Consider the following 18,489-nt stretch of genomic DNA (forward strand, 5'->3'; position numbering starts at 1 on the left):
TGTCCTCGGGCTTCTCTCGTTTGCCTGCCATCTCGTCGTCCTCCTGAAAACGGGATATTCCTATCCCAAAAGGTGGACCACTTCAGTGGGGGCACCCCAATTCATTCCTGTCGCCTATGACGACAAGGTTAGATCAAAGTCCTACCAAATTTCAGACATTTGCGACTATTTGGTGCAAGGATTTAACGTTGTCCTAACTGGAACATTTGGGAGTGGGAAGAGCCGCTGCTGCAAGGAAGTCTTTGAAGCTCTTGATGCAAGAAGTGAAATCAACTTTCTGTCTATTGATCTCAGAGATGTGGGTGCGTTAGCGTCTGCAAACCAAATTGTTCGTGCACATCTCGAAGGACTGGGGTTAGATGGTCAGGCAGAATCAGCAATTCGACTTTTGAATAGTGGAAAGTTGATTTTGCTGCTTGACGGCTTCGACGAGATGGGTGGCACGCAATGGAGCGATGATCCACAGAAACTCCGCGACATTCGGCGCCGCACCTTAAAGCCGATTAGGGAAATTGTCGGGAAGGCGCACAGCACGATTATTACGGGTCGAGAGCACTATTTTAATTCAGATAGTGAGTTGTTAGATTCAGTTGGTGTAAATAATTCAAAGTTCCTGCACTTGGAGTGTCGCGAGGAATTCAGCACCGAAGAGATATCGAATTTATTGAAGGCCTTTGAGATCGAAATGGATATGCCTGAGTGGTTACCTAAGAGGCCGCTACTCTATCAAATCCTTATTGAACTGCAGGGGGACATATCTAAAATAAGACTAGATCAGGCAAGCGGCCAAGCTGAGCTATGGTCCTATATCTCAACGCTAATATGTCAAAGAGAGGCAAGGATTAATGCAAACTTCGAAGCAGCTACCATTTTAGCGATTCTAAAGAGATTGGGCCGGGAAAGTCGTCATTTTCCCAGAGATGTTGAACCAGTAACTCTGGAAAGCCTAAAGTCTGCGTATAAGGCGGTGCGCGGTTACGAGCCCGCCGAAGAGGACGCGGTTTTACTTCAAAAGCTCCCGGGTTTGGGGCGGATATCTTATGACTCCCGAGATAGAAGGTTTGTCGATAAATACCTCGTTGATGGTTTCAGGAGTAGTGACCTTGCGGACTATATATCATTTCAGGATGAAGACCTTTCGGAAACTCGCTGGATTAACTCGCTCGATACTCTCGGTCTGTCGGTGGCAGGAAGAGCACTATCAGAACAAATGAATGATAAGTCCGCTGTCGCTCTCGCTAAGAGAGCTGCGGATAGGGAAAACTCGATACTAGCAGCTGACATAATTGCCGCTCTTGGATTTTCGGATGCCGAAGAAGTAGACGGCAGCAATGTTCAGATTTCGGGCGCTGAAATTCGCTTTCTAGACATGACGCTATCTCACTACAAGAATATTACTTTCGACTCATGTATCTTCCATAGACTTCAGCTTGCGGATTATGAGGTCGAAGGTGTTGAAATTCGAAATTCTATTATCGCCGAGATACTCGGGGTTCCAAACGAGGCTGGCGTTCCCTCTTGGGTGTCTGGCTGTGAAATCACATCCTTCGACGATGCCGGCAACGTAGCGAGTATTAAAAACTTTAAGCTTAGCGCCCCACAAAGAATTCTATGTGTTATTTTGCATAAAACGTTTTTCCAACCAGGCCGGGGGCGCCAAGAAGAAGCTTTGCTTCGTGGCCTTGGGCAAGTTGATAGGCATAAAAACACAAAGGAAATTCTAAAAATTCTTCAAAGAGAAGGGCTGCTTAGTGTAGATAAGGGTCGCCATGGATTCTTGTATATCCCCAATATTGCGAAAAAACCTTTGGCCGCGAAAATCTTGAGTTTACAGAGTCAATGTGATGAACAGATTTGGCAGGAGGTATCGGACCTTCCATCTTGATATGGGCCATACCTGCAAAGAACGATGTTACCGTTACAACAAACAACCACTTGATCTTGGTTGCCGAGTACATACTAAAATGCTGGACCGGTCATCCGATGGGCCTAGTGCGAAGGTCAGCTTAGGGCCGGTCACGTCTGCGGGCCCGACTGGTTGCTACTACTTTGTAAAGGTCGCTTTCTGCGCTTCGCGGTCACTCGTGCCTGATGCAGCATCAGGCAGGTCCGCCACCGCCTGCTGAACGGCGGCTTTCGGGGAGCTTTTCGCGCTTGCAGCAGAGACTTCGCCGCGCCTTGCGTGAATGTCGAGTTTGGGCTGACTGCGGTCCTTGCCTCCGAACATACGAGTGGCCGCATTGTCCCAAACCTGTGAACTCAGTTTTCAAAATTGAATGACCGCAACACGGAGGCGGGGCTGATGGCCCCGCCGCTTCTGTTTTGTGGGCCAGCGGGATTTGGACAAGCCAAACGCCCCCTGGCCGTCAGGGAGAGGGTGCTACCCTCCCCCTCGGGCAATTCGATTAGACCGGGCCGTGTCCTCGGCTGCGCCTGCGGGCCGCACCAACCCGGTCGAATAGCATTGCCTCGCCCCCTCCCGCGTTCGCCACGTGGCAGATCAGCAGGAACAGGCGGCTGCGCCGACTGATCCTGCAAATCAGCCCTGATTTTCCAAAAGGAAGGTCAGATCAACGCAACAAGCCACACGGCAAAAACAGCGGATTGGGTCAGTTTATGACGCCTAGGTCAATTTCGTCTGACGTTCAACAATTTGAAAAGTGGCGGACCGAGGAGGATTCGAACCCCCGACCCCTTGATTCGTAGTCAAGTACTCTATCCAGCTGAGCTATCGGTCCACTGAGGGCGGGGTTTATTGGCCACCGCGTCGAGGTGCAAGGCCAAAACGCAGCATCTCGTAAGTTTTTTGCCCGCCCCGAATAAAAACTTCCATTCGTGCCCCCCTGTGCTCTTGTGCGACCTAGCCAGTTCCGCCTCCGGAGAAACGCGCGCAATGCTCAAGAACTTTACGAGGTCAGCCCCCCGCGGCGCTTACACCTGCCACGTTTGCTCTGACGCGCGATGGTTCCGCGCGCCTAGCCTTCACCCAAAGAGCCGCACTGCGAAATCCGCCATTTTCTGTCTTGCAAGGCGAGAATTCCTCTCGCATCCACAAAGAAGCTCTGATAATCACCAGCTCCGCGACGGGTGTCTCCTGTCGCTGTGCGGGTGTGGCGGAATTGGTAGACGCACCAGATTTAGGTTCCACTCCGCTACCTGTGCAAGGTGGCAAACAATCCTCAAAACACTGTAAAACCTGACGTTTAGGCGTTGGGTTTTTCTTTTGGCCACACCTATGCGTAGTGGCATTAGATATTTCCCCGCCGCAACAAATGTTGCCGGGTGTTGCAGAACACAGGAGATGCTGCACATGACAATCGAGACACGCCGCCCGATCACCGAGCTTGCCGCAACATACGGCGACGAGATGCTGGCCATTGAGCTGGGCATGGAAGAGCGCATGGTGACCATGGGCCGTGACCAGATCCGCAAGCAGATCGAGAAGGCCCGCGAGAAAGGGAACGAGAGCGCCACGCGCTACGGCCAGACCCTAATCGCCCGGTCGGTGGATACCATCGCCGCCGAGATCGACGCGTTCGTGGAGAAGGCATCCTCGGGCAAGCCGGGGCGTCGGCACAGCGCGGTCAAATACCTGTCCCAGACCAAGTCTGACGTCGCCGCCTTCATCGCCATGCGGTGCGTGATCGACAGCCTCACAGGCAAGCGCCAGCTCCTCCAGCGTGTGGCCGTGAACATCGGGGGCCGGATCGAAGACGAGGTCCGCTTCACCGAGTTTAAGAAAAACAACAAGTACCGCTATGACCGGGGCATGGAGAAGGTCAAGCTGGCCACCACCTATGGCCGCAAACGTGCCAGCATGGGCGGCTTCGAGAAACGCTACAGTGAGGACCAGTGGGTCGCATGGCCTGAGCAGGACAAGCTGCACCTCGGGATGCTGCTGATCGACTACGTCCTCGGCACAGGGTACGTCATGGTGGGCGAGGAGATCGCCAGCCGCCGCGACACCGTGAAGGTTCTGCAGCCCACCGCCAAGCTGCTGGAGTGGATCGAGAACGAGAACGCCAAGTCCGAGCTGCTGGCACCGTCGCACATGCCGATGGCTGTTGAGCCGCTGGAGTGGACCGACCCGTTCAACGGCGGCTACCTGACGCAGGACGCACAGGGGCGCAACGCCTTGGTCAAATCGAACAACAACAACTACCTGACCGAGATGGCCGACCGGAAGGATGAGATGCCTGCCGTGTACTCGTCCATCAACGCCCTGCAGTCCACCCGCTGGCGCATCAACGCCTCGATCTATGAGGTCGCCCAGCAGATGTGGGAGGAAGCCACTGAGGCGAGCGCCCTGCCGTCTCGGGAGGATACGCAGTACGTCCCCTGCCCTGAGTGCGGGCAAGCGGTGCCGCTGCCCAAGCTCCTGACCAAGGACAGCAACCAGCACGACTGCTTCGACGACATCGAGGAGGCCCCGCAGACTGCCGAGGACATCGAACAGGGCCGCGCGGTGGAGACCAAGGGGGAGAAGACGGTGCGCGAGTGGCGCAAGCTGGCATTCGAGGCGCACAGCCGCAACGTGAGCCTCCGCAGCAAGCGCATGGTGACAGCCAAGACGCTCAAGGTGGCGTCCATGTTCGTGGATCTCGACGTGATGTATTTCCCGTACCAGCTCGACTTCCGTGGCCGGGTCTATGCGATCCCAAGCTTCAACCCGCAGGGCGCGGACCTGACCAAGGGTCTCATCCACTTCGCTGACGGCATGGCCATCGACGACGGTGTGGCCGCTGGCTGGCTGGCGATCCACGGGGCCAACACCTTTGGCTTCGACAAGGAGGAGCTGGAGGAGCGCATCCAGTGGGTCGAAGACCATGCACAGGAGATCATGGACAGCGCGGCTGCGCCTCTGGACAACATCTGGTGGATGCAAGCGGACAAGCCGTGGCAGTTCCTCGCTTTCTGCATGGAGTGGGCGCAGTTCATTGACGAGGGCTACGGCTTCGTGTCGCACCTCCCTGTCGCTCTGGACGGTAGCTGCTCAGGCATCCAGCACTTCTCCGCAATGCTGCGAGACCCTGTTGGCGGTGCTGCTGTGAACCTGACACCTCAGGATAAGCCTGCGGACATCTATCAGGCAGTGTGTGACCGGGTGGTCGAGCAGCTTGAAAAGGACGCCAAAGGTTTGGGTGCCACCATTCCACAGGTGTCCCCTACTATAGACCACACTATGGATGAAGACCTCCTCGACGACGAGGAGAGGGAAGCTATAGATGATACTATAGACCACACTATAGAGGGCTACGCCAAAGGCTGGCTCTCGTTGTTCCCGAACAGGAAGACGACGAAGCGTCAGGTCATGACGTTGCCCTATGGGTCGACCCAGTATTCGTGCCGCGAGTACACTGAGACATGGCTCAAGGAACGTCTTGAGGAAGGCTATGACAGCCCTTGGCCGAAGGCTCAGATCTTCAAGGCGACCCAGTACATGTCCAAGCTGATCTGGGATGCAATCTCTCAGGTCGTCGTGGCGGCTCGTGCTGCTATGGACTGGCTCCAAGGGTGCGCCAAGGTGGTCGCTAAGGAGGAGCTTCCTGTGTACTGGCAGACGCCCTCGGGTTTCCCTGTCATGCAGGTCTACAAGAACACGTCCTCGCGCCGTGTGAAGACCAAGCTGGGCGACACTGTGGTGAAGCTGTCGCTGCAGAAGGAGGAAGACAAGCTGGACAAGCGCCGCATGGCCAATGCCATCAGCCCCAACTTCGTCCACTCCCTCGACGCGACACACCTCGTCATGTCCACCGACCTCGCCGTGACCTATGGCATCCACCACTTCGCCATGATCCACGACAGCTTCGGGACACATGCAGCCAACACGGACAAGCTCGCGGCCTGCCTTCGTGAGGCCTTCGTCGACCTCTACCACGACAAGGACGTGCTGGAAGACTTCCGCCAGCAGATCCTCGTTCAGGTCGACCCCGCCAAGGCGAAAGACGTGAAGCCTGTACCATCCAAAGGTGACCTCGACGTCACTTCGGTGCGGGAGTCCGACTTTTTTTTCGCCTGATCTATGCAAGGTCGACTTACTGCAATGCATGGTCGGCATCATTAGGTGCCACCATTGCTCAATCAAACTCCGACAACTGGAAAGGAATGAAATGGCCAGCCGTTTCAACCGTGATCTCATGGGCATGGCTCCCGCCACCGAGAGCGCCACAAGCACCATGCGTGTGATCGATGCGGTCCAAGATCTCCCGCCGCACCTGCAACTCATCGCCATCACGGCGACCTTCAAGCTGATGATCGAACGCTTCGGTGTGCCAGCGCAGGACGCCTTCACCATCACCGACAACCTCATGAACGACCAAGCGGGCAAGCGCCCCGAGTTCGCGGCTGTCCGCATGTACATGGAGAATGAGGTATGAAGACTTCACTCAGCTTCCTCAAAACCCTATCGCAGGGCCTGCTTCTCTTCGTCGCCATCTTCAACATCGGAGCCATTGGATTGGTCGCCCTTGGCGCATTCGCCGCTTGGGCCGTTCCGGCGTGGGCTGGCGTCCTTACGGCGCTCCGTGTTGCCACGGCGCTTGGCGTCCTCATGGCCGTTTGCTGGACGTTCTCTGCGGACAAAGACGGAGGGCGCAGCCAGTGGTGGCCCGAATGATGTTCAGCTCACTCCGCCGCCGCCGCCTCAGCAACATGATCAAGGCCGCGAAAGCCGCAGCCGCAAACCATCAACCCATCCCCCTCGACATCTACGCCGCCCTCGACGCGGCAGGTGTGAACATCGAGGAACTCGAAAGGAACGCCCGCAATGGCAAAGCGTGATCAAATCGTAACACCCAAGGGTGTCTTCAAATTCGCACACCTGAACTCCCCGGACCACAAAGGCGCTGAACGCTTCGGCGGCGACCCGATGTACAAGGTCACCCTTGTCCTCGACAAGGAAGACGCTGCCCCGCTGATCAAGAAGCTGGAGCCGCTGCTCGAAGCCGCCCGTGAGGCCGGTGTCGAGAAGATGGACGAAGCCCCGGCGAAGACCAAGGCAAGCTGGAAGAAGCGCAAGATCTCCGAGCCTGAGGTCAACGACTTCTACGACGACGAGCTGGACGAAGACGGTGAACCCACTGGCCGCGTCGAGTTCAAGTTCAAGACCAAGGCCGAGTTCACCGACAACAAGACCGGCAAGACCTCGAAGCGCACGGTCCCGTTCCGTGACGGCAAGGGCCAGATCATCCCGATGAAGAAGCGCCCTCTGGTCTACGGCGGCACCATTGGCAAGATCGCATTCGCGACCAACCCGGTCTTCATCCCCAAGGACGCGGCAGTCTTCCTCGGCCTCTACCTGAACGAGATCCAGATCAGCCAACTGTCCACTGGCGGCTCGACCGAAGATCCCTTCGGCGCAGACGAGGACAGCGACTTCGACGCTGACGATCTGGAGGAGTACGAGGGCAACGTCGACGACGCCGATGACGATGGCGACTTGGACGGTGACGATGGCGATGACCAAGACGACGGTGGCCAAGACCTCGACGACGATGAGATCCCGTTCTGATCTGACCTGAAACAAGCAACAACAGACGCCAAGGGGGGTAGCTACGGCTGCTCCCCTTTTTGCGTTTGGAGAAAGGCATCCCCATGCCCAAGAAGAAACTGACGCCGCGCCAACGCGCAATCGCGGCAGGATACCGCTCGGGGCTGGAGCAAGAGGTGGCGGCTGAGTACGAACAGCTCGGCGTCTCCGTGGAGTACGAGCAAGACCTCATCCGCTACACCGTCCCGGCCCGCAGCGCCCGATACACCCCCGACTTCGTGCAGCCCAATGGCATCATCATCGAGACCAAGGGCCGCTTTGAAACCAAGGACCGGCAGAAGCACCTGCTGATCCAGAAGGAACACCCCGACCTCGACATTCGGTTCGTGTTCAGCAACCCCAAGACCCGCATTGCCAAGAAGTCCCTGACCACCTACGCGGACTGGTGCGAGAAGCACGGCTTCCGCTACGCCCACAAGCGCGTCCCCGAGGATTGGGTCTGGGAGGCAACGAACCCCCGCTCAATCGAGGCACTGCAAAAGGCAGGCCTGAAATGACCCCAGAAATCACATTCCCCTCCGGCATCCCCGAGGGCAAGTACGACCACCTGATCGTCCACGCCATGGCGACCCCTCCGAGCATGACCGACGCCGACGCCCTCTGGGTAGATCGTCTGCACCGCCGAAAGGGATGGACAGGGAACGGCTACAACGCAATCATCACCCGCTCCGCTGAGCTGCAGCACGAGACCACTGGCCACCGGACGCGCCCCTACAAGCGCACAGGTGCCCACGTTGGCGGGTGCGGCCCCGGATGGAACGAGCGCTGCCTTAGCGTCTCCATGGCTGGCGGGGTGAAGGAAGACGGGCGCACCCCCGAGGACAACTTCACCACCGGGCAGCTTGAGGTGCTGGCGCAGTACATCACGGCTGCAATGGCGCACTTCAACATCCCCCGCGAGAACGTCATCGGCCACCGCGACCTGATCAAGCGGACCAACGCAGCGCCCAAGGCCTGCCCATGCTTCTCGGTGCAGACGTGGATGCGCGGCAAGGTCGAAGACGGCACCCGCCGCAACTTCGCGCCCAGCGCCGCCGCCATGGCTGACCGGGACAAGACCCTCCGCGTCCACAAGACCTACACCGTGCAGGACGGCGACACCCTCTGGGGTATCTCCAACGCGACAGGCGTCCCCCTGCACTCCCTCGAGGGGCTGAACAAGCTGACCTCGGACCTCATTATCCCCGGCCAGAAACTGCGCCTCCGGCATTAAGTGCCACCATTCCTCAAGCAGGCACCATCGCCCCCTTCGGTTCATTCCGTTGGGGGCTTTTTCGTTCAAGCGCTGCCCATAGCGCATCCGACAACTGGAAAAGAAGGACAACCCACATGACACATTCTCTCACTCTGGAAGACTGCTGCTCCACTATCTTTGGCTCCATCACAATCGAGAGTGCGGGCGAAACCACCGCTCACATTCCGTCCCTCAAAGGCGGTGTCGTGGTGCGGCGCTCGAAGCACGGCGGCGGGGATCTGGACCTCAACCTGAGCCAGACCAAGCAGATCATCGCGTTCCTCCAGCAGGTCGTCGCCGATCAGGAGAAAGCCTTCGAACCTGAAGAGGCCCCCCAGGCTGAACCGAAGAAGCCAGTCTTCGGGAACCTGAGTGTCCAAGCCCGCACCGTGTGCCAGCACATGCGCCGCGCCGGGTCGATCTCCGCCCGTGAGGCGATGGACGACTATGGCATCACCTCGGCCACTCTGGCCCGCCGCGTCTGCGACATCGAAGAGGAAGGCTACCGCGTGGTCCGCGACCGCAAGGTCCACCCGATCACCGGCAAGCGCTACACCCGGTACGCCTTGGCAGCCTGATTAAGGCCCACCATCGCTCAACCCACCCACAACTGAAAGCTTCCCCATGAAGAAGATCGCCATCGTCGCGGCGCTGTCCAGCCTCGCCCTCCTGCTGCCCATGGCAAGTGCCGACGCGGGCCTTTGGTCTGCGTACAAGAACGGCCAGCTCGCCCCCAAGGAGGCCGACAGCGCGTACCGCGTTGAGACCCTCGGCCTCGACGTCCGCGTCTACGAGTTCACCCCAGAATCCAATGAAGACGTGACCTGTGTCCTGACCTTCACGGACGCCACCAGCACCATGCAGTGCTTCGACAAACCCTCCAACTGAGAAAGTGAAACCAATGCTCAACATCATCCTCGTGGCCCTTGGCCGTCGCAAGTCCGTAAGCAGCATCCTCTCCAGCTTCTCCAAGCAGGCGGCACAGCTCCGCAAGCTGACCGACGAAGCGACCGCAGAAGGCGCGAAGCTCAACGACAAGGCCGCATCCATGCGCCTCGCCGCGAACTCAGTTGCAGCCGAAGCGGATGAGCGCTCGGCGGAAGCAGAACGCGCCGCTGAGATGGCCAACCGGATCGAACGGTTCATCGCCTGATGGCCGAGGACGAGTCCGAGTTCCTTGAACACATCCCCTGCAACACTTGCGGCTCGTCCGACGCCAACAGCCTGTACTCGGACGGCCACCAGTACTGCCACAAATGCGAAGCCTACGTCCCCGGCGATGGGGGCGAAGGCCTGCCCAAGACACGGAAGAGGAAGCCCATGTCCGAAGACTTGATCCCCCGTGGGGAATACAAGGCGATCCCGGTGCGCGGGCTGACTGAGGAAACATGCCGTAAGTTTGACTACAGCCTGTCCAAGCTGAACGGAAAGAGGTGCCACTGCGCCACGTACCATGTCCCTGAAGGCGGGGCCGTGGCCCAGCACATCCGCCTGAAGGGCAAGGAGTTCCCGTGGATCGGGGACCAGAAAGCCGCTGGCCTATTCGGGCAGCAGGCGATGCGCGACGGCCCGTCGAAGCTCATCATCACCGAAGGCGAGATCGACGCCATGTCTGTCTGGCAGGTGATCAACTCCAGCCGCAATCGCTGGGCCGTAGTGTCCGTCAAGCGCGGCGCTGGCGGGGCCAAGAAGGACATCGCTGAACAGCTCGCATGGTGCGAGATGGCCGACGAAGTGGTCCTGATGTTCGACATGGACGAGGACGGCATCGAAGCCTCCAAAGAGTGCGCCCGCCTGTTCCGCCACGGGAAAGCCAAGATCGCATCGCTCCCTCTCAAGGATGCGAATGAGATGCTTCTGGCCGAGCGTGGCCCTGAGATCATCGACGCCATCTTCGGTGCCAAGGAGTACCGGCCAGACAATCTGGTGAAGCTCTCCAGCCTGCGTGAGCGCATCATGACAGACCCCGTTGTGGGGATGCCTTGGTGGCACGAAGGTCTGACGGCAGCCACCTATGGCCGACGCTTCGGTGAGCTGGACGCTCTCGGGGCGGGCACGGGTGTGGGCAAGACCGACTACATCACGCAGCAGATCGACTACGACGTCACCGTGCTGGGTCTCCCAGTGGGCGTGATCATGCTGGAGCAGCAGCCCGAGGAAACCGGGCGACGGCTGGCAGGCAAGAACGTCGGGCGTAAGTTCCACATCCCCTCAGATCCTGAGACCAACGAGTGGACGCATGAAGAGCTGTCCGGTGCCTTGGACAAGCTCGAGGCCGACGACCGTATCTCCCTGTACGACCACTTCGGCAGCGCGGACTACGACAAGATCGAGGACTTCATCCGGTTCCTCTACCACAGCGAAGGCACACGCATCTTCTACCTCGATCACCTGACAGCTCTGGCTGCATCCGAGCAGGACGAGCGTAAAGCTCTGGAGGATATCATGGCCCGCTTGGGCGGTCTCGTGAAGGAGCTGGACATCTGGGTGCTGATCATCAGCCACCTCGCGACCCCTGAGGGAAAGCCCCACGAGGAAGGCGGGCGTGTCATGATCCGCCACTTCAAAGGCAGCAGAGCCATTGGCTACTGGTGTCACCACATGTTCGGTCTGGAGAGAAACCAGCAGGCCGAAGACGAGATCGAGCGCACGACCACAACACTGCGCTGCCTCAAGGACCGGGTCACCGGGCAGTCCACAGGGAAGACATTCCCGATGGGCTACGAACACAGCACCGGACGCCTCATCGAGAAAGACTGGTCCGACCTCGACGACAACCCCTTCGGCGGGGATGACGACGACCCTTTTTAACCACAGCTATGCAAGGTGGCAATCAATATGCCTGACATCGAAGTCTACGACAGCAAGAACAGCAACCGTCTCTTGGGCACCCTCAAGGTGACCGAGGTAATCCGAGGGGACGTCTACAGCGTGGCCTTAATGGATAGCCCGAGATCCGCTCCGCTGCCCGCGCCGTTTGACATGCCAGTCCGCAATTCGGTGACCAAGATCGACTTCCGTATCGAATGGAAGCGCCAAGTCGTCGAGCAAGGGCAGTTCGCTCGGACCATCCGAGAGGAAGCGTACATGACCACGGATGCGAAGCTCGAGGATCTGATGAAGCTCGACCGCTACTGCCTGCCCGGTGAGGGGTCTCGTGAGGCGTTCTATCGCCGCGACCACAGCGACTTCTACTGATCCCCCACGCCCCCAACACTCTCACCACAGGAGGCTCCAATGTTTGAATTGGTAGCTGACATCGAGAGTGACGGCCTTCTGGAACAAATGACCACCATCCACTCCCTGTGTCTCATTGACGTAGAGACCGGGGAGCAGTGGTCCTGTACGGATCACCCGTTCACCCACCCAGAGGGCTTCACTGTCCTGTCAATCGACGAAGGTCTCAAGCTCCTCATGAGTGCGGACACGGTGACCTTCCACAACGGGATCAAGTTCGACATCCCGGCCATCCAGAAGATCAAGCCGTGGTTCCACCTACGCCGCGACCAGATCATCGACACCCTGATCCTCTCGCGCCTCATTTGGCCTGAGATCAAGGAACAGGACTTCGCGCTCCGCAAGGCCCTCAAGAAGAAAGCCTTCAAACAGGTTCCAGCGGACGAGGAAGACCCCGCCAAGTGGGTGCATGAACACCTCAAGACCCAGTTCCCCGGCCAGCTCATTGGCTCGCACGGCCTCGAAGCGTGGGGCTACCGCCTCGGCGAGTGGAAGGGGGACTACTCCAAGGAGATGAAGGCGAAAGGCCTCGACCCTTGGGCGCACTGGAACATCGACATGCAGCTCTACTGCGACCAAGACGTCGTGGCGGGGCGCAAGCTCCTGCAGAAGTGCCGGTCCAAGAACCTTCGGTATGCCGAGAAGGCTATCGAGATCGAGCGAGACTTCGCGATCATCCTCGCGGAGATGGAGCGCAACGGGTTCCCATTCCATCAGGTCAAAGCCGCAGACCTGCAGCGCCGCCTCATGCGCCGTCACATGGAGCTGACTGCGCAGCTCGCCGATGCCTTCCCGCCCAAGGAGGACGTCACAGAGTTCATCCCCAAGGTGAACAACAGCAAGCTGGGGTACGTCAAAGGCCAGCCTGTCCTGAAGCGCAAGGAGGTCGTGTTCAACCCAAGCTCCCGGCAGCACATCGCAAGGTGGCTCAAGGAGAAGTACGGGTGGAAGCCCAAGGCGTACACGGAGACAGGCCAACCTGTAATCGATGAGAAGGTCTTAAAGGCGCTCAAGTACCCTGAGGCCAAGATGCTGGCGGAATACTTCCTGCTGGATAAGCGGCTCGGGATGCTCGAAGGCAAGGGCGGCAAGGGTCTCATCCCCTATGGGAAGACCGGCACCATCCACGGCCAAGTCATGACCAATGGCGCGGTGACGCGACGATGCACCCACAGCAAGCCAAACATGGCACAGCTCCCCGCGATCAACGTCCCCTTCGGCAAGGACTTCCGCGAGCTGATGTACGCACCGGACGGCTGGAGCCTTCTGGGGTGGGACGCGAGCGGCCTAGAGCTGCGGTGCTTTGCCCACTACATGAACTACTTCGACGGCGGGGCCTACACGAACATCGTCCTCGACGGAGACATCCACTGGACCCACGCTCAGGCGCTGTCTGGCGGCAAGCTCGACGGGCAGGAGTACGACGAACACAACGAGGAACATGCGTACTGGCGCAACAAGATCGCCAAGCGCTTCATCTACGCCTTCCTCTACGGGGCCGGGGCCGAGACCATCGGTGAGATCGTAAACCCCACAGGCAGCTCCGCAGCGAAACGCAAGGCTGGGCAGCAGCTCATCAACACGTTCCTCAAGCGCACCCCTGCACTCAAGCGGCTCAAAGAAACCATCGCCGCGCAAATCAAGAAACAAGACGGCAAGATCATCAGCATCGACGGCGGCGCAATGCACGTCCGCTCCGCACACGCAGCCCTCAACACCCTGCTGCAGTCCGCTGGTGCCATCGCAGTCAAGGTCGCGACGATCCTCTTTTACGACAAGCTGATCGAGCAAGGACTGGTCTCTGGCCGGGACTTCAGGATCGTCGCGCACGTCCACGATGAGGTTCAGACCCTCGTCAGGAAAGGACTAGAAGACGTTGTCGGAAGAACAGCACAAGAAGCTATGCGTGAAGCCGGTGAAGCTCTGGGGTTCCGGTGTCCTCTCGCCGCTGACTACAAGCACGGGGGGAACTGGGCCGAGACCCACTGACCACGCTGGCTCAGTACCATCACACTATCTCGGGGCGGCAGGGGAACACCTTGTCGCCTCCTTCTTTCTCTCCCAAGGCTGGCCTGTGTTCTTCCCCGTGGCACAGGCGGGCTGGGTGGATCTCATGGTCCAAACCTCCCACGGGGCCAAGCGCGTCCAAGTCAAAGCGAGCGAGACTGGGACCGACACTGTGCGCGTCCGCAGGTTAGGTGCCACCAATGCACTCAATCCGGCTGACCGCTATGACATCCTCGCGGTCGTTCACACGCACCGCCTCTGGCTGATCCCTGCATCGGCCCTCGGCAGCCGGGACGACATCACTCTCAAGCCACAAGAAAACTCCTGCCAGTTTGCGCAGTTCAGGGAGCGGTGAGCCTCCCTCCCCTTACACAACACATGGAGAAACCCGATGAAGATCATTGGACACATCCCTCTCGACAGCAGCGGCTGCGCAATCCTCGGCGGCACCCGGCGTTTCAAGGTCTACAAGACACCGGCACTGGCGCTGGCCGCGCAAGGCAACGCTGTCGACACGACCCCGGTAACGATCAACGCACCTGAGGAGGGCGAGGAGGCCAGCGATGGCCAATAGGACACTCCTGATCGACGCCGACGTCCTTGCCTATCAGGCCGCATCAGCGCTCGAGACCGCCATTGAGTGGGAGCCGGGCTTCTGGACGTGGCACGTTGAGTTCGACGCTGTATGGCAGCGCGTGGACACCATGGTCGAGGACATCAAGGAAAAGTTGGACGCCGACAAGGTGGTCCTTTGCTTGACTGACCCCAAGGCCAACTTCCGGCTGGACGTGCTGCCGACCTACAAGACCCACCGGAAGACGACGAAGAAGCCTCTGATCCTGTTCCACCTCAAGGAGTGGCTGATCGAGAACCGCGATGCTGTCATGCGCCCCGGCCTCGAAGGGGACGACGTCATGGGCATCCTCGCGACCCGAGGCTCCGGGGAGAAGATCATCGTGTCCATCGACAAGGACATGAAGACGATCCCCTGCAACTACGTCCGCACCAAGGCCGTGGTTGACGCAGACGGGGCCGAGCTGGTCGGGGCATTCGACATCCTCAAGATCTCCGAAGAGGAGGCCGATGAGTTCCACATGCTGCAGACCCTCATGGGGGATGTGACAGATGGCTACGGCGGGTGTCCCGGCATAGGTGCCACCATTGCCGAGAAGATCGTCAAAGATCGTCTCAAGAAAGTCCCGTACCAGCACGAGCTGAAACGCGGGCCGCGCAAAGGCGAGACTGAGACCCGCTACAAGGAAGTCGAATGCGACGACCTCTGGGAAGCTGTGGTCTCCCACTATGCGGCTGCGGGACTAGGCGAAGAAGAAGCCCTCAGGCAGGCCCGAGTGGCCCGCATCCTCCGCTCATCCGACTATGATTTCAAGAACAAGGAAGTGATCCTATGGACACCAGCAACCTGAAAACCATCGCCTTTGAGGATCTCCTTGTGGGCGACATCATCACATGGGGTGCCAAGAAGACTGCCCACCCTGTCACGCGGCTCCTGAAACACGACGTCGAAGTGGGCGCTGGCACCGACATCAAAACGGGCAAGCCGCGCGGGGTCGCAGACACGTTGGACCCGAGCATGGACACCTTCTACCTGATCGAGCGGGCGGGGATGGTTCCGATGACCGTGCGGCAACTGCGTGACGCGGGGGGCCTGACCCTCGGGAATACCTATCTGTGTGTTGATGACAACGACGGCAAATCTGTGATCTTCACCAAAGGCGAACGGTACGACACCACCTGCAGTGGTCTGATGACAGACAATGGTGGATCGGTCGATTTCGCCAGCACGTCCCGCTTCGTCCTCGCCAATGACGACCAGACGGGCACCGAAGTGCCGGAGCCTGCTGAGGTGGAAGAGGAAGAAGAGGACATCGTCGCCAACCCGGCACACTATGCCCGCTTTGAGATCCAGCCTCTGGAGTTTGCCATGCGCAACCGGCTGGAAGGCCACGTCTGGAACATCGTCAAGTACACCTGCCGCGCTGGCCACAAGCTTTACCCCGGCATGACCTCGGAAGAGAGCGAGATCAAGGATCTGCAGAAGGGCATCGACATCGCCCAGAAGCGCATCCGCATGATCAAGGGCGAACCTCTGTTCGTCTGAGGCGGTCACCCTCCAACAACAACAACAAGTGAACAAAGGCCCTCTGCGCAACTGCAGGGGGCTTTTTGTCTGAGGAAACATCTCATGAACTACGGACCCGAGCTGCTAATCTCTGAGGAGATCGGCGCTTCGAAACATCGACTCCCCGGCGAGAGCTTTGAGGACGCCATGCGCCGCATTGCACATGCTCTGGCCGACGACCCCGACCACGAAGCGGGCCTTCTGGACATCCTCCTGAACCGGCGCTTCATCCCGGCAGGCCGCATCCAGTCCGCCGCCGGTAACTTCCGCAGCACCACAGCCTTCAACTGCTTTGTCTCGGGCACTATCCCGGACAGCATGGTTGGCATCATGAAGAGGAACACCGAAGCCGCCCTTACCATGCAGAAGGGTGGCGGCATCGGGTACAACTTCGGCACGATCCGGCCACAAGGCGCGGATGTGACTACCATGCAGACACATGCGTCTGGCCCGCTGTCCTTCATGGAGGTCTACAATTCCACATGCAAGACCGTGGCCAGTGCGGGCGACCGCCGTGGTGCGCAGATGGCAGTCATGCCTGTGTGGCACCCTGACATCCGCAAGTTCATCCACGCCAAGGCGAACAACGATGTGCTGACCCAGTTCAACATGAGCGTCGGTATCACGGACGCCTTCATGTACGCCGTGCTGGATGACGAGGACTTCAACTTGGAGTTCGATGGTGAGGTCTACGCGACCGTCAAAGCCCGCGACCTGTGGGACGAGATCATGGCGATGACATGGGACTGGGCAGAACCCGGCGTCCTCTTCATCGACCGCATCAACCAGATGAACAACCTCTACTATTGCGAGACCATCGCGGCCACGAACCCCTGCGGCGAACAGCCCCTGCCCCCCTTTGGTGCCTGCCTCCTCGGTAGCTTCAATTGGGCAGCGTATGTGTTCACCAAGGAAGGCGGGGGCTACGGCTTTGATCTGCCCCAGCTCCTGAGGGACATCCACGCAGTCGTCCGCGCGATGGACAATGTGATCGACCGCACTATCTACCCGCTGCCTGAACAAGAGGCAGAGGCCAAGGCCAAGCGCCGCATGGGCCTCGGGGCGATGGGCGTGGCGAACGCGCTGGAAGCCATCGGTCACCCGTATGGGACCGCCGAAGCCATCGAGTTCTGCGACATGGTAATGCAGCGCTTCGCCAATGAGTGCTACAGGGCCTCAGCTCTACTCGCTGGAGAGAAGGGTGCGTTTCCCCTGTATGACGAGAGCTACCTCCATGGCGAGTACATCGGCAGGTTGGATAGCGACGTGTTCAACCTGATCGCCCGCCACGGCATCCGCAACTCGCATCTGACATCCATTGCGCCGACCGGGTCTATCTCCCTCGCGGCAGACAATGTCAGCTCCGGCATCGAGCCGCCGTTCATGCACTCCCACGACCGCATCGTCCGCACCACCCATGGCCAGCAGAAGGTCGAGACCGTGACGGACTATGGCTATCGGGTGTTCGGCGTAAAGGGGCGCACAGCCAACGAGCTGACCCCACTCGAACACGTCGGTATGCTCAATGTCTTCCAGAAATGGGTCGACAGCGCCTGCTCCAAGACGTGCAACATCGGCGACGACGTGACCTATGACGAGTTCAAGGAAGTCTACATCGAGGCGTGGCGCGGCGGGGCCAAAGGCTGCACGACATTCCGCATGGCAGGCAAACGCTTCGGCATCCTGAGCGCATCCGAAGAAGACCAGCCCAAGCCCACACTCTGGCAGCGCATCAAAGCCAAGTGGGCCAGTTTGGTTGAGCGTCCCGAGCCGCCTGAAGAGACGCCTGAGTTCGCAGATGGCGCATCATGCACCTTCGACCCCGCGACCGGGAAGAAGACCTGCGAGTGACAGAGGAAGGCCTCAGGGCCTCCTCTTCCCCCCTTTAAGTGACACCATTCCAAAGGAGGAGAGCAATGGACATCCGTTGCCCCCCGCTCGACGACAGCCTCTTGGATTACCTTGAGGCCGCATTCCCCGACCGCGCTGAGAACCCAGACGACATCAACCCGCACCGAGCATTCGGAAGGCAGGAGGTGGTCCGGCACTTACGCGCGGTCGCTCATGACCAGCAGGAGTACCCAGATGTGCGGACCTGACATCCCCGAACCATCCCCCAAGCCCGTTCCAAAAGCGCCGCCGCCCGCCGCCAAGACAGCAGAGAGCATCAAGTCTGAGGGCACCAAGTCGCGGACACAGAGCGCCTCCAACGGAACCAACGCTCCTTCGGGCATCGACCGACTGCGAGTGGACCTGAACGTCCCTGACGAAAGTGGCAGCGGCGGCTTCGGCAGCCTCCTTGCGCGGATGTTCTAAGAGACG

19 protein-coding genes and 1 tRNA gene are annotated in these 18,489 nt (G+C 59.2%); 19 read left to right on the forward strand and 1 reads right to left on the reverse strand.

Annotated features, from left to right (window positions below):
• Window positions 1–1,885 (forward strand): ATP-binding protein (locus tag MHM88_RS11160; protein WP_239364538.1); only part of this gene is annotated, 1,885 nt, incomplete at its 5' end.
• A 776-nt stretch (window positions 1,886–2,661) separates the two neighbouring features.
• Here the strand turns inward: MHM88_RS11160 and MHM88_RS11165 are convergent.
• Window positions 2,662–2,738, reverse strand: a tRNA-Arg gene (locus tag MHM88_RS11165).
• Between the two features lie 572 nt (window positions 2,739–3,310).
• On the opposite strand from MHM88_RS11165, the gene MHM88_RS11170 reads away from it, so the two are divergent.
• From MHM88_RS11170 to MHM88_RS11255, 18 genes are all read left to right on the forward strand, one after another.
• Window positions 3,311–6,019 (forward strand): DNA-directed RNA polymerase, encoded by a 2,709-nt coding sequence (locus MHM88_RS11170; protein ID WP_239364539.1) that lies wholly within the window; start codon window positions 3,311–3,313, stop codon window positions 6,017–6,019.
• Window positions 6,020–6,110: 91 nt separating this feature from the next.
• The gene (locus MHM88_RS11175; RefSeq protein WP_239364540.1) at window positions 6,111–6,377 is read left to right on the forward strand and encodes a hypothetical protein; all 267 of its coding nucleotides are present in this window, start codon (window positions 6,111–6,113) and stop codon (window positions 6,375–6,377) included.
• Window positions 6,374–6,616 (forward strand): hypothetical protein, encoded by a 243-nt coding sequence (locus MHM88_RS11180; RefSeq protein WP_239364542.1) that lies wholly within the window; start codon window positions 6,374–6,376, stop codon window positions 6,614–6,616. The genes MHM88_RS11175 and MHM88_RS11180 overlap by 4 nt, the downstream gene beginning before the upstream one ends.
• Window positions 6,613–6,780 carry a hypothetical protein gene (locus MHM88_RS11185; RefSeq protein WP_239364544.1) on the forward strand — a complete coding sequence of 56 codons (168 nt, stop codon included), beginning with the start codon at window positions 6,613–6,615 and terminating at the stop codon, window positions 6,778–6,780. Before MHM88_RS11180 ends, MHM88_RS11185 begins: the two co-directional genes overlap by 4 nt.
• Window positions 6,767–7,510, forward strand: a complete 744-nt coding sequence (locus MHM88_RS11190) for a hypothetical protein (RefSeq protein ID WP_239364546.1) — start codon at window positions 6,767–6,769, stop codon at window positions 7,508–7,510. Before MHM88_RS11185 ends, MHM88_RS11190 begins: the two co-directional genes overlap by 14 nt.
• A gap of 83 nt (window positions 7,511–7,593) precedes the next feature.
• Window positions 7,594–8,046, forward strand: a complete 453-nt coding sequence (locus MHM88_RS11195) for a hypothetical protein (RefSeq protein ID WP_239364549.1) — start codon at window positions 7,594–7,596, stop codon at window positions 8,044–8,046.
• Entirely contained in the window at window positions 8,043–8,762 is a 720-nt protein-coding gene (locus tag MHM88_RS11200; protein ID WP_239364555.1) for a LysM peptidoglycan-binding domain-containing protein, read from the forward strand. The genes MHM88_RS11195 and MHM88_RS11200 overlap by 4 nt, the downstream gene beginning before the upstream one ends.
• A 116-nt stretch (window positions 8,763–8,878) precedes the next feature.
• Complete coding sequence (locus tag MHM88_RS11205) at window positions 8,879–9,361, forward strand: helix-turn-helix domain-containing protein (protein WP_239364556.1); 483 nt, start codon at window positions 8,879–8,881, stop codon at window positions 9,359–9,361.
• A gap of 46 nt (window positions 9,362–9,407) precedes the next feature.
• A complete protein-coding gene (locus MHM88_RS11210) occupies window positions 9,408–9,671 on the forward strand; it encodes a hypothetical protein (protein WP_239364557.1) in 264 nt (87 codons plus the stop codon).
• A gap of 13 nt (window positions 9,672–9,684) precedes the next feature.
• The gene (locus MHM88_RS11215; RefSeq protein ID WP_239364558.1) at window positions 9,685–9,936 is read left to right on the forward strand and encodes a hypothetical protein; all 252 of its coding nucleotides are present in this window, start codon (window positions 9,685–9,687) and stop codon (window positions 9,934–9,936) included.
• A gap of 167 nt (window positions 9,937–10,103) precedes the next feature.
• Window positions 10,104–11,594: a toprim domain-containing protein gene (locus MHM88_RS11220; protein WP_239364559.1), complete on the forward strand. Its 1,491-nt coding sequence runs from the start codon at window positions 10,104–10,106 to the stop codon at window positions 11,592–11,594.
• Between the two features lie 27 nt (window positions 11,595–11,621).
• Window positions 11,622–11,981, forward strand: a complete 360-nt coding sequence (locus tag MHM88_RS11225; RefSeq protein ID WP_239364560.1) for a hypothetical protein — start codon at window positions 11,622–11,624, stop codon at window positions 11,979–11,981.
• Window positions 11,982–12,020: 39 nt separating this feature from the next.
• A complete protein-coding gene (locus MHM88_RS11230; RefSeq protein ID WP_239364561.1) occupies window positions 12,021–14,009 on the forward strand; it encodes a DNA polymerase in 1,989 nt (662 codons plus the stop codon).
• Window positions 14,010–14,418: 409 nt separating this feature from the next.
• Window positions 14,419–14,601, forward strand: coding sequence for a hypothetical protein (locus MHM88_RS11235; protein WP_239364563.1), 183 nt, complete (start codon window positions 14,419–14,421; stop codon window positions 14,599–14,601).
• Complete coding sequence (locus MHM88_RS11240) at window positions 14,591–15,451, forward strand: hypothetical protein (protein ID WP_239364565.1); 861 nt, start codon at window positions 14,591–14,593, stop codon at window positions 15,449–15,451. Before MHM88_RS11235 ends, MHM88_RS11240 begins: the two co-directional genes overlap by 11 nt.
• Window positions 15,433–16,146, forward strand: coding sequence for a DUF3310 domain-containing protein (locus MHM88_RS11245; protein WP_239364567.1), 714 nt, complete (start codon window positions 15,433–15,435; stop codon window positions 16,144–16,146). Before MHM88_RS11240 ends, MHM88_RS11245 begins: the two co-directional genes overlap by 19 nt.
• 84 nt (window positions 16,147–16,230) lie before the next feature.
• On the forward strand, window positions 16,231–18,018 hold the full coding sequence (locus tag MHM88_RS11250; RefSeq protein ID WP_239364581.1) for an adenosylcobalamin-dependent ribonucleoside-diphosphate reductase: 1,788 nt from the start codon (window positions 16,231–16,233) through the stop codon (window positions 18,016–18,018).
• Between the two features lie 234 nt (window positions 18,019–18,252).
• A complete protein-coding gene (locus MHM88_RS11255; protein WP_239364584.1) occupies window positions 18,253–18,483 on the forward strand; it encodes a hypothetical protein in 231 nt (76 codons plus the stop codon).
• Window positions 18,484–18,489: the final 6 nt, after the last annotated feature.

The sequence above is a fragment of the Epibacterium sp. MM17-32 genome (assembly GCF_022348205.1).
Lineage (GTDB): Bacteria > Pseudomonadota > Alphaproteobacteria > Rhodobacterales > Rhodobacteraceae > Epibacterium.

Coding starts and splice junctions, on each gene's coding strand:
- MHM88_RS11170 (WP_239364539.1), top strand. CDS start 3,311: ATGACAATCGAGACACGCCGCCCGATCACCGAGCTTGCCGCAACATAC.
- MHM88_RS11175 (WP_239364540.1), top strand. CDS start 6,111: ATGGCCAGCCGTTTCAACCGTGATCTCATGGGCATGGCTCCCGCCACC.
- MHM88_RS11180 (WP_239364542.1), top strand. CDS start 6,374: ATGAAGACTTCACTCAGCTTCCTCAAAACCCTATCGCAGGGCCTGCTT.
- MHM88_RS11185 (WP_239364544.1), top strand. CDS start 6,613: ATGATGTTCAGCTCACTCCGCCGCCGCCGCCTCAGCAACATGATCAAG.
- MHM88_RS11190 (WP_239364546.1), top strand. CDS start 6,767: ATGGCAAAGCGTGATCAAATCGTAACACCCAAGGGTGTCTTCAAATTC.
- MHM88_RS11195 (WP_239364549.1), top strand. CDS start 7,594: ATGCCCAAGAAGAAACTGACGCCGCGCCAACGCGCAATCGCGGCAGGA.
- MHM88_RS11200 (WP_239364555.1), top strand. CDS start 8,043: ATGACCCCAGAAATCACATTCCCCTCCGGCATCCCCGAGGGCAAGTAC.
- MHM88_RS11205 (WP_239364556.1), top strand. CDS start 8,879: ATGACACATTCTCTCACTCTGGAAGACTGCTGCTCCACTATCTTTGGC.
- MHM88_RS11210 (WP_239364557.1), top strand. CDS start 9,408: ATGAAGAAGATCGCCATCGTCGCGGCGCTGTCCAGCCTCGCCCTCCTG.
- MHM88_RS11215 (WP_239364558.1), top strand. CDS start 9,685: ATGCTCAACATCATCCTCGTGGCCCTTGGCCGTCGCAAGTCCGTAAGC.
- MHM88_RS11220 (WP_239364559.1), top strand. CDS start 10,104: ATGTCCGAAGACTTGATCCCCCGTGGGGAATACAAGGCGATCCCGGTG.
- MHM88_RS11225 (WP_239364560.1), top strand. CDS start 11,622: ATGCCTGACATCGAAGTCTACGACAGCAAGAACAGCAACCGTCTCTTG.
- MHM88_RS11230 (WP_239364561.1), top strand. CDS start 12,021: ATGTTTGAATTGGTAGCTGACATCGAGAGTGACGGCCTTCTGGAACAA.
- MHM88_RS11235 (WP_239364563.1), top strand. CDS start 14,419: ATGAAGATCATTGGACACATCCCTCTCGACAGCAGCGGCTGCGCAATC.
- MHM88_RS11240 (WP_239364565.1), top strand. CDS start 14,591: ATGGCCAATAGGACACTCCTGATCGACGCCGACGTCCTTGCCTATCAG.
- MHM88_RS11245 (WP_239364567.1), top strand. CDS start 15,433: ATGGACACCAGCAACCTGAAAACCATCGCCTTTGAGGATCTCCTTGTG.
- MHM88_RS11250 (WP_239364581.1), top strand. CDS start 16,231: ATGAACTACGGACCCGAGCTGCTAATCTCTGAGGAGATCGGCGCTTCG.
- MHM88_RS11255 (WP_239364584.1), top strand. CDS start 18,253: ATGTGCGGACCTGACATCCCCGAACCATCCCCCAAGCCCGTTCCAAAA.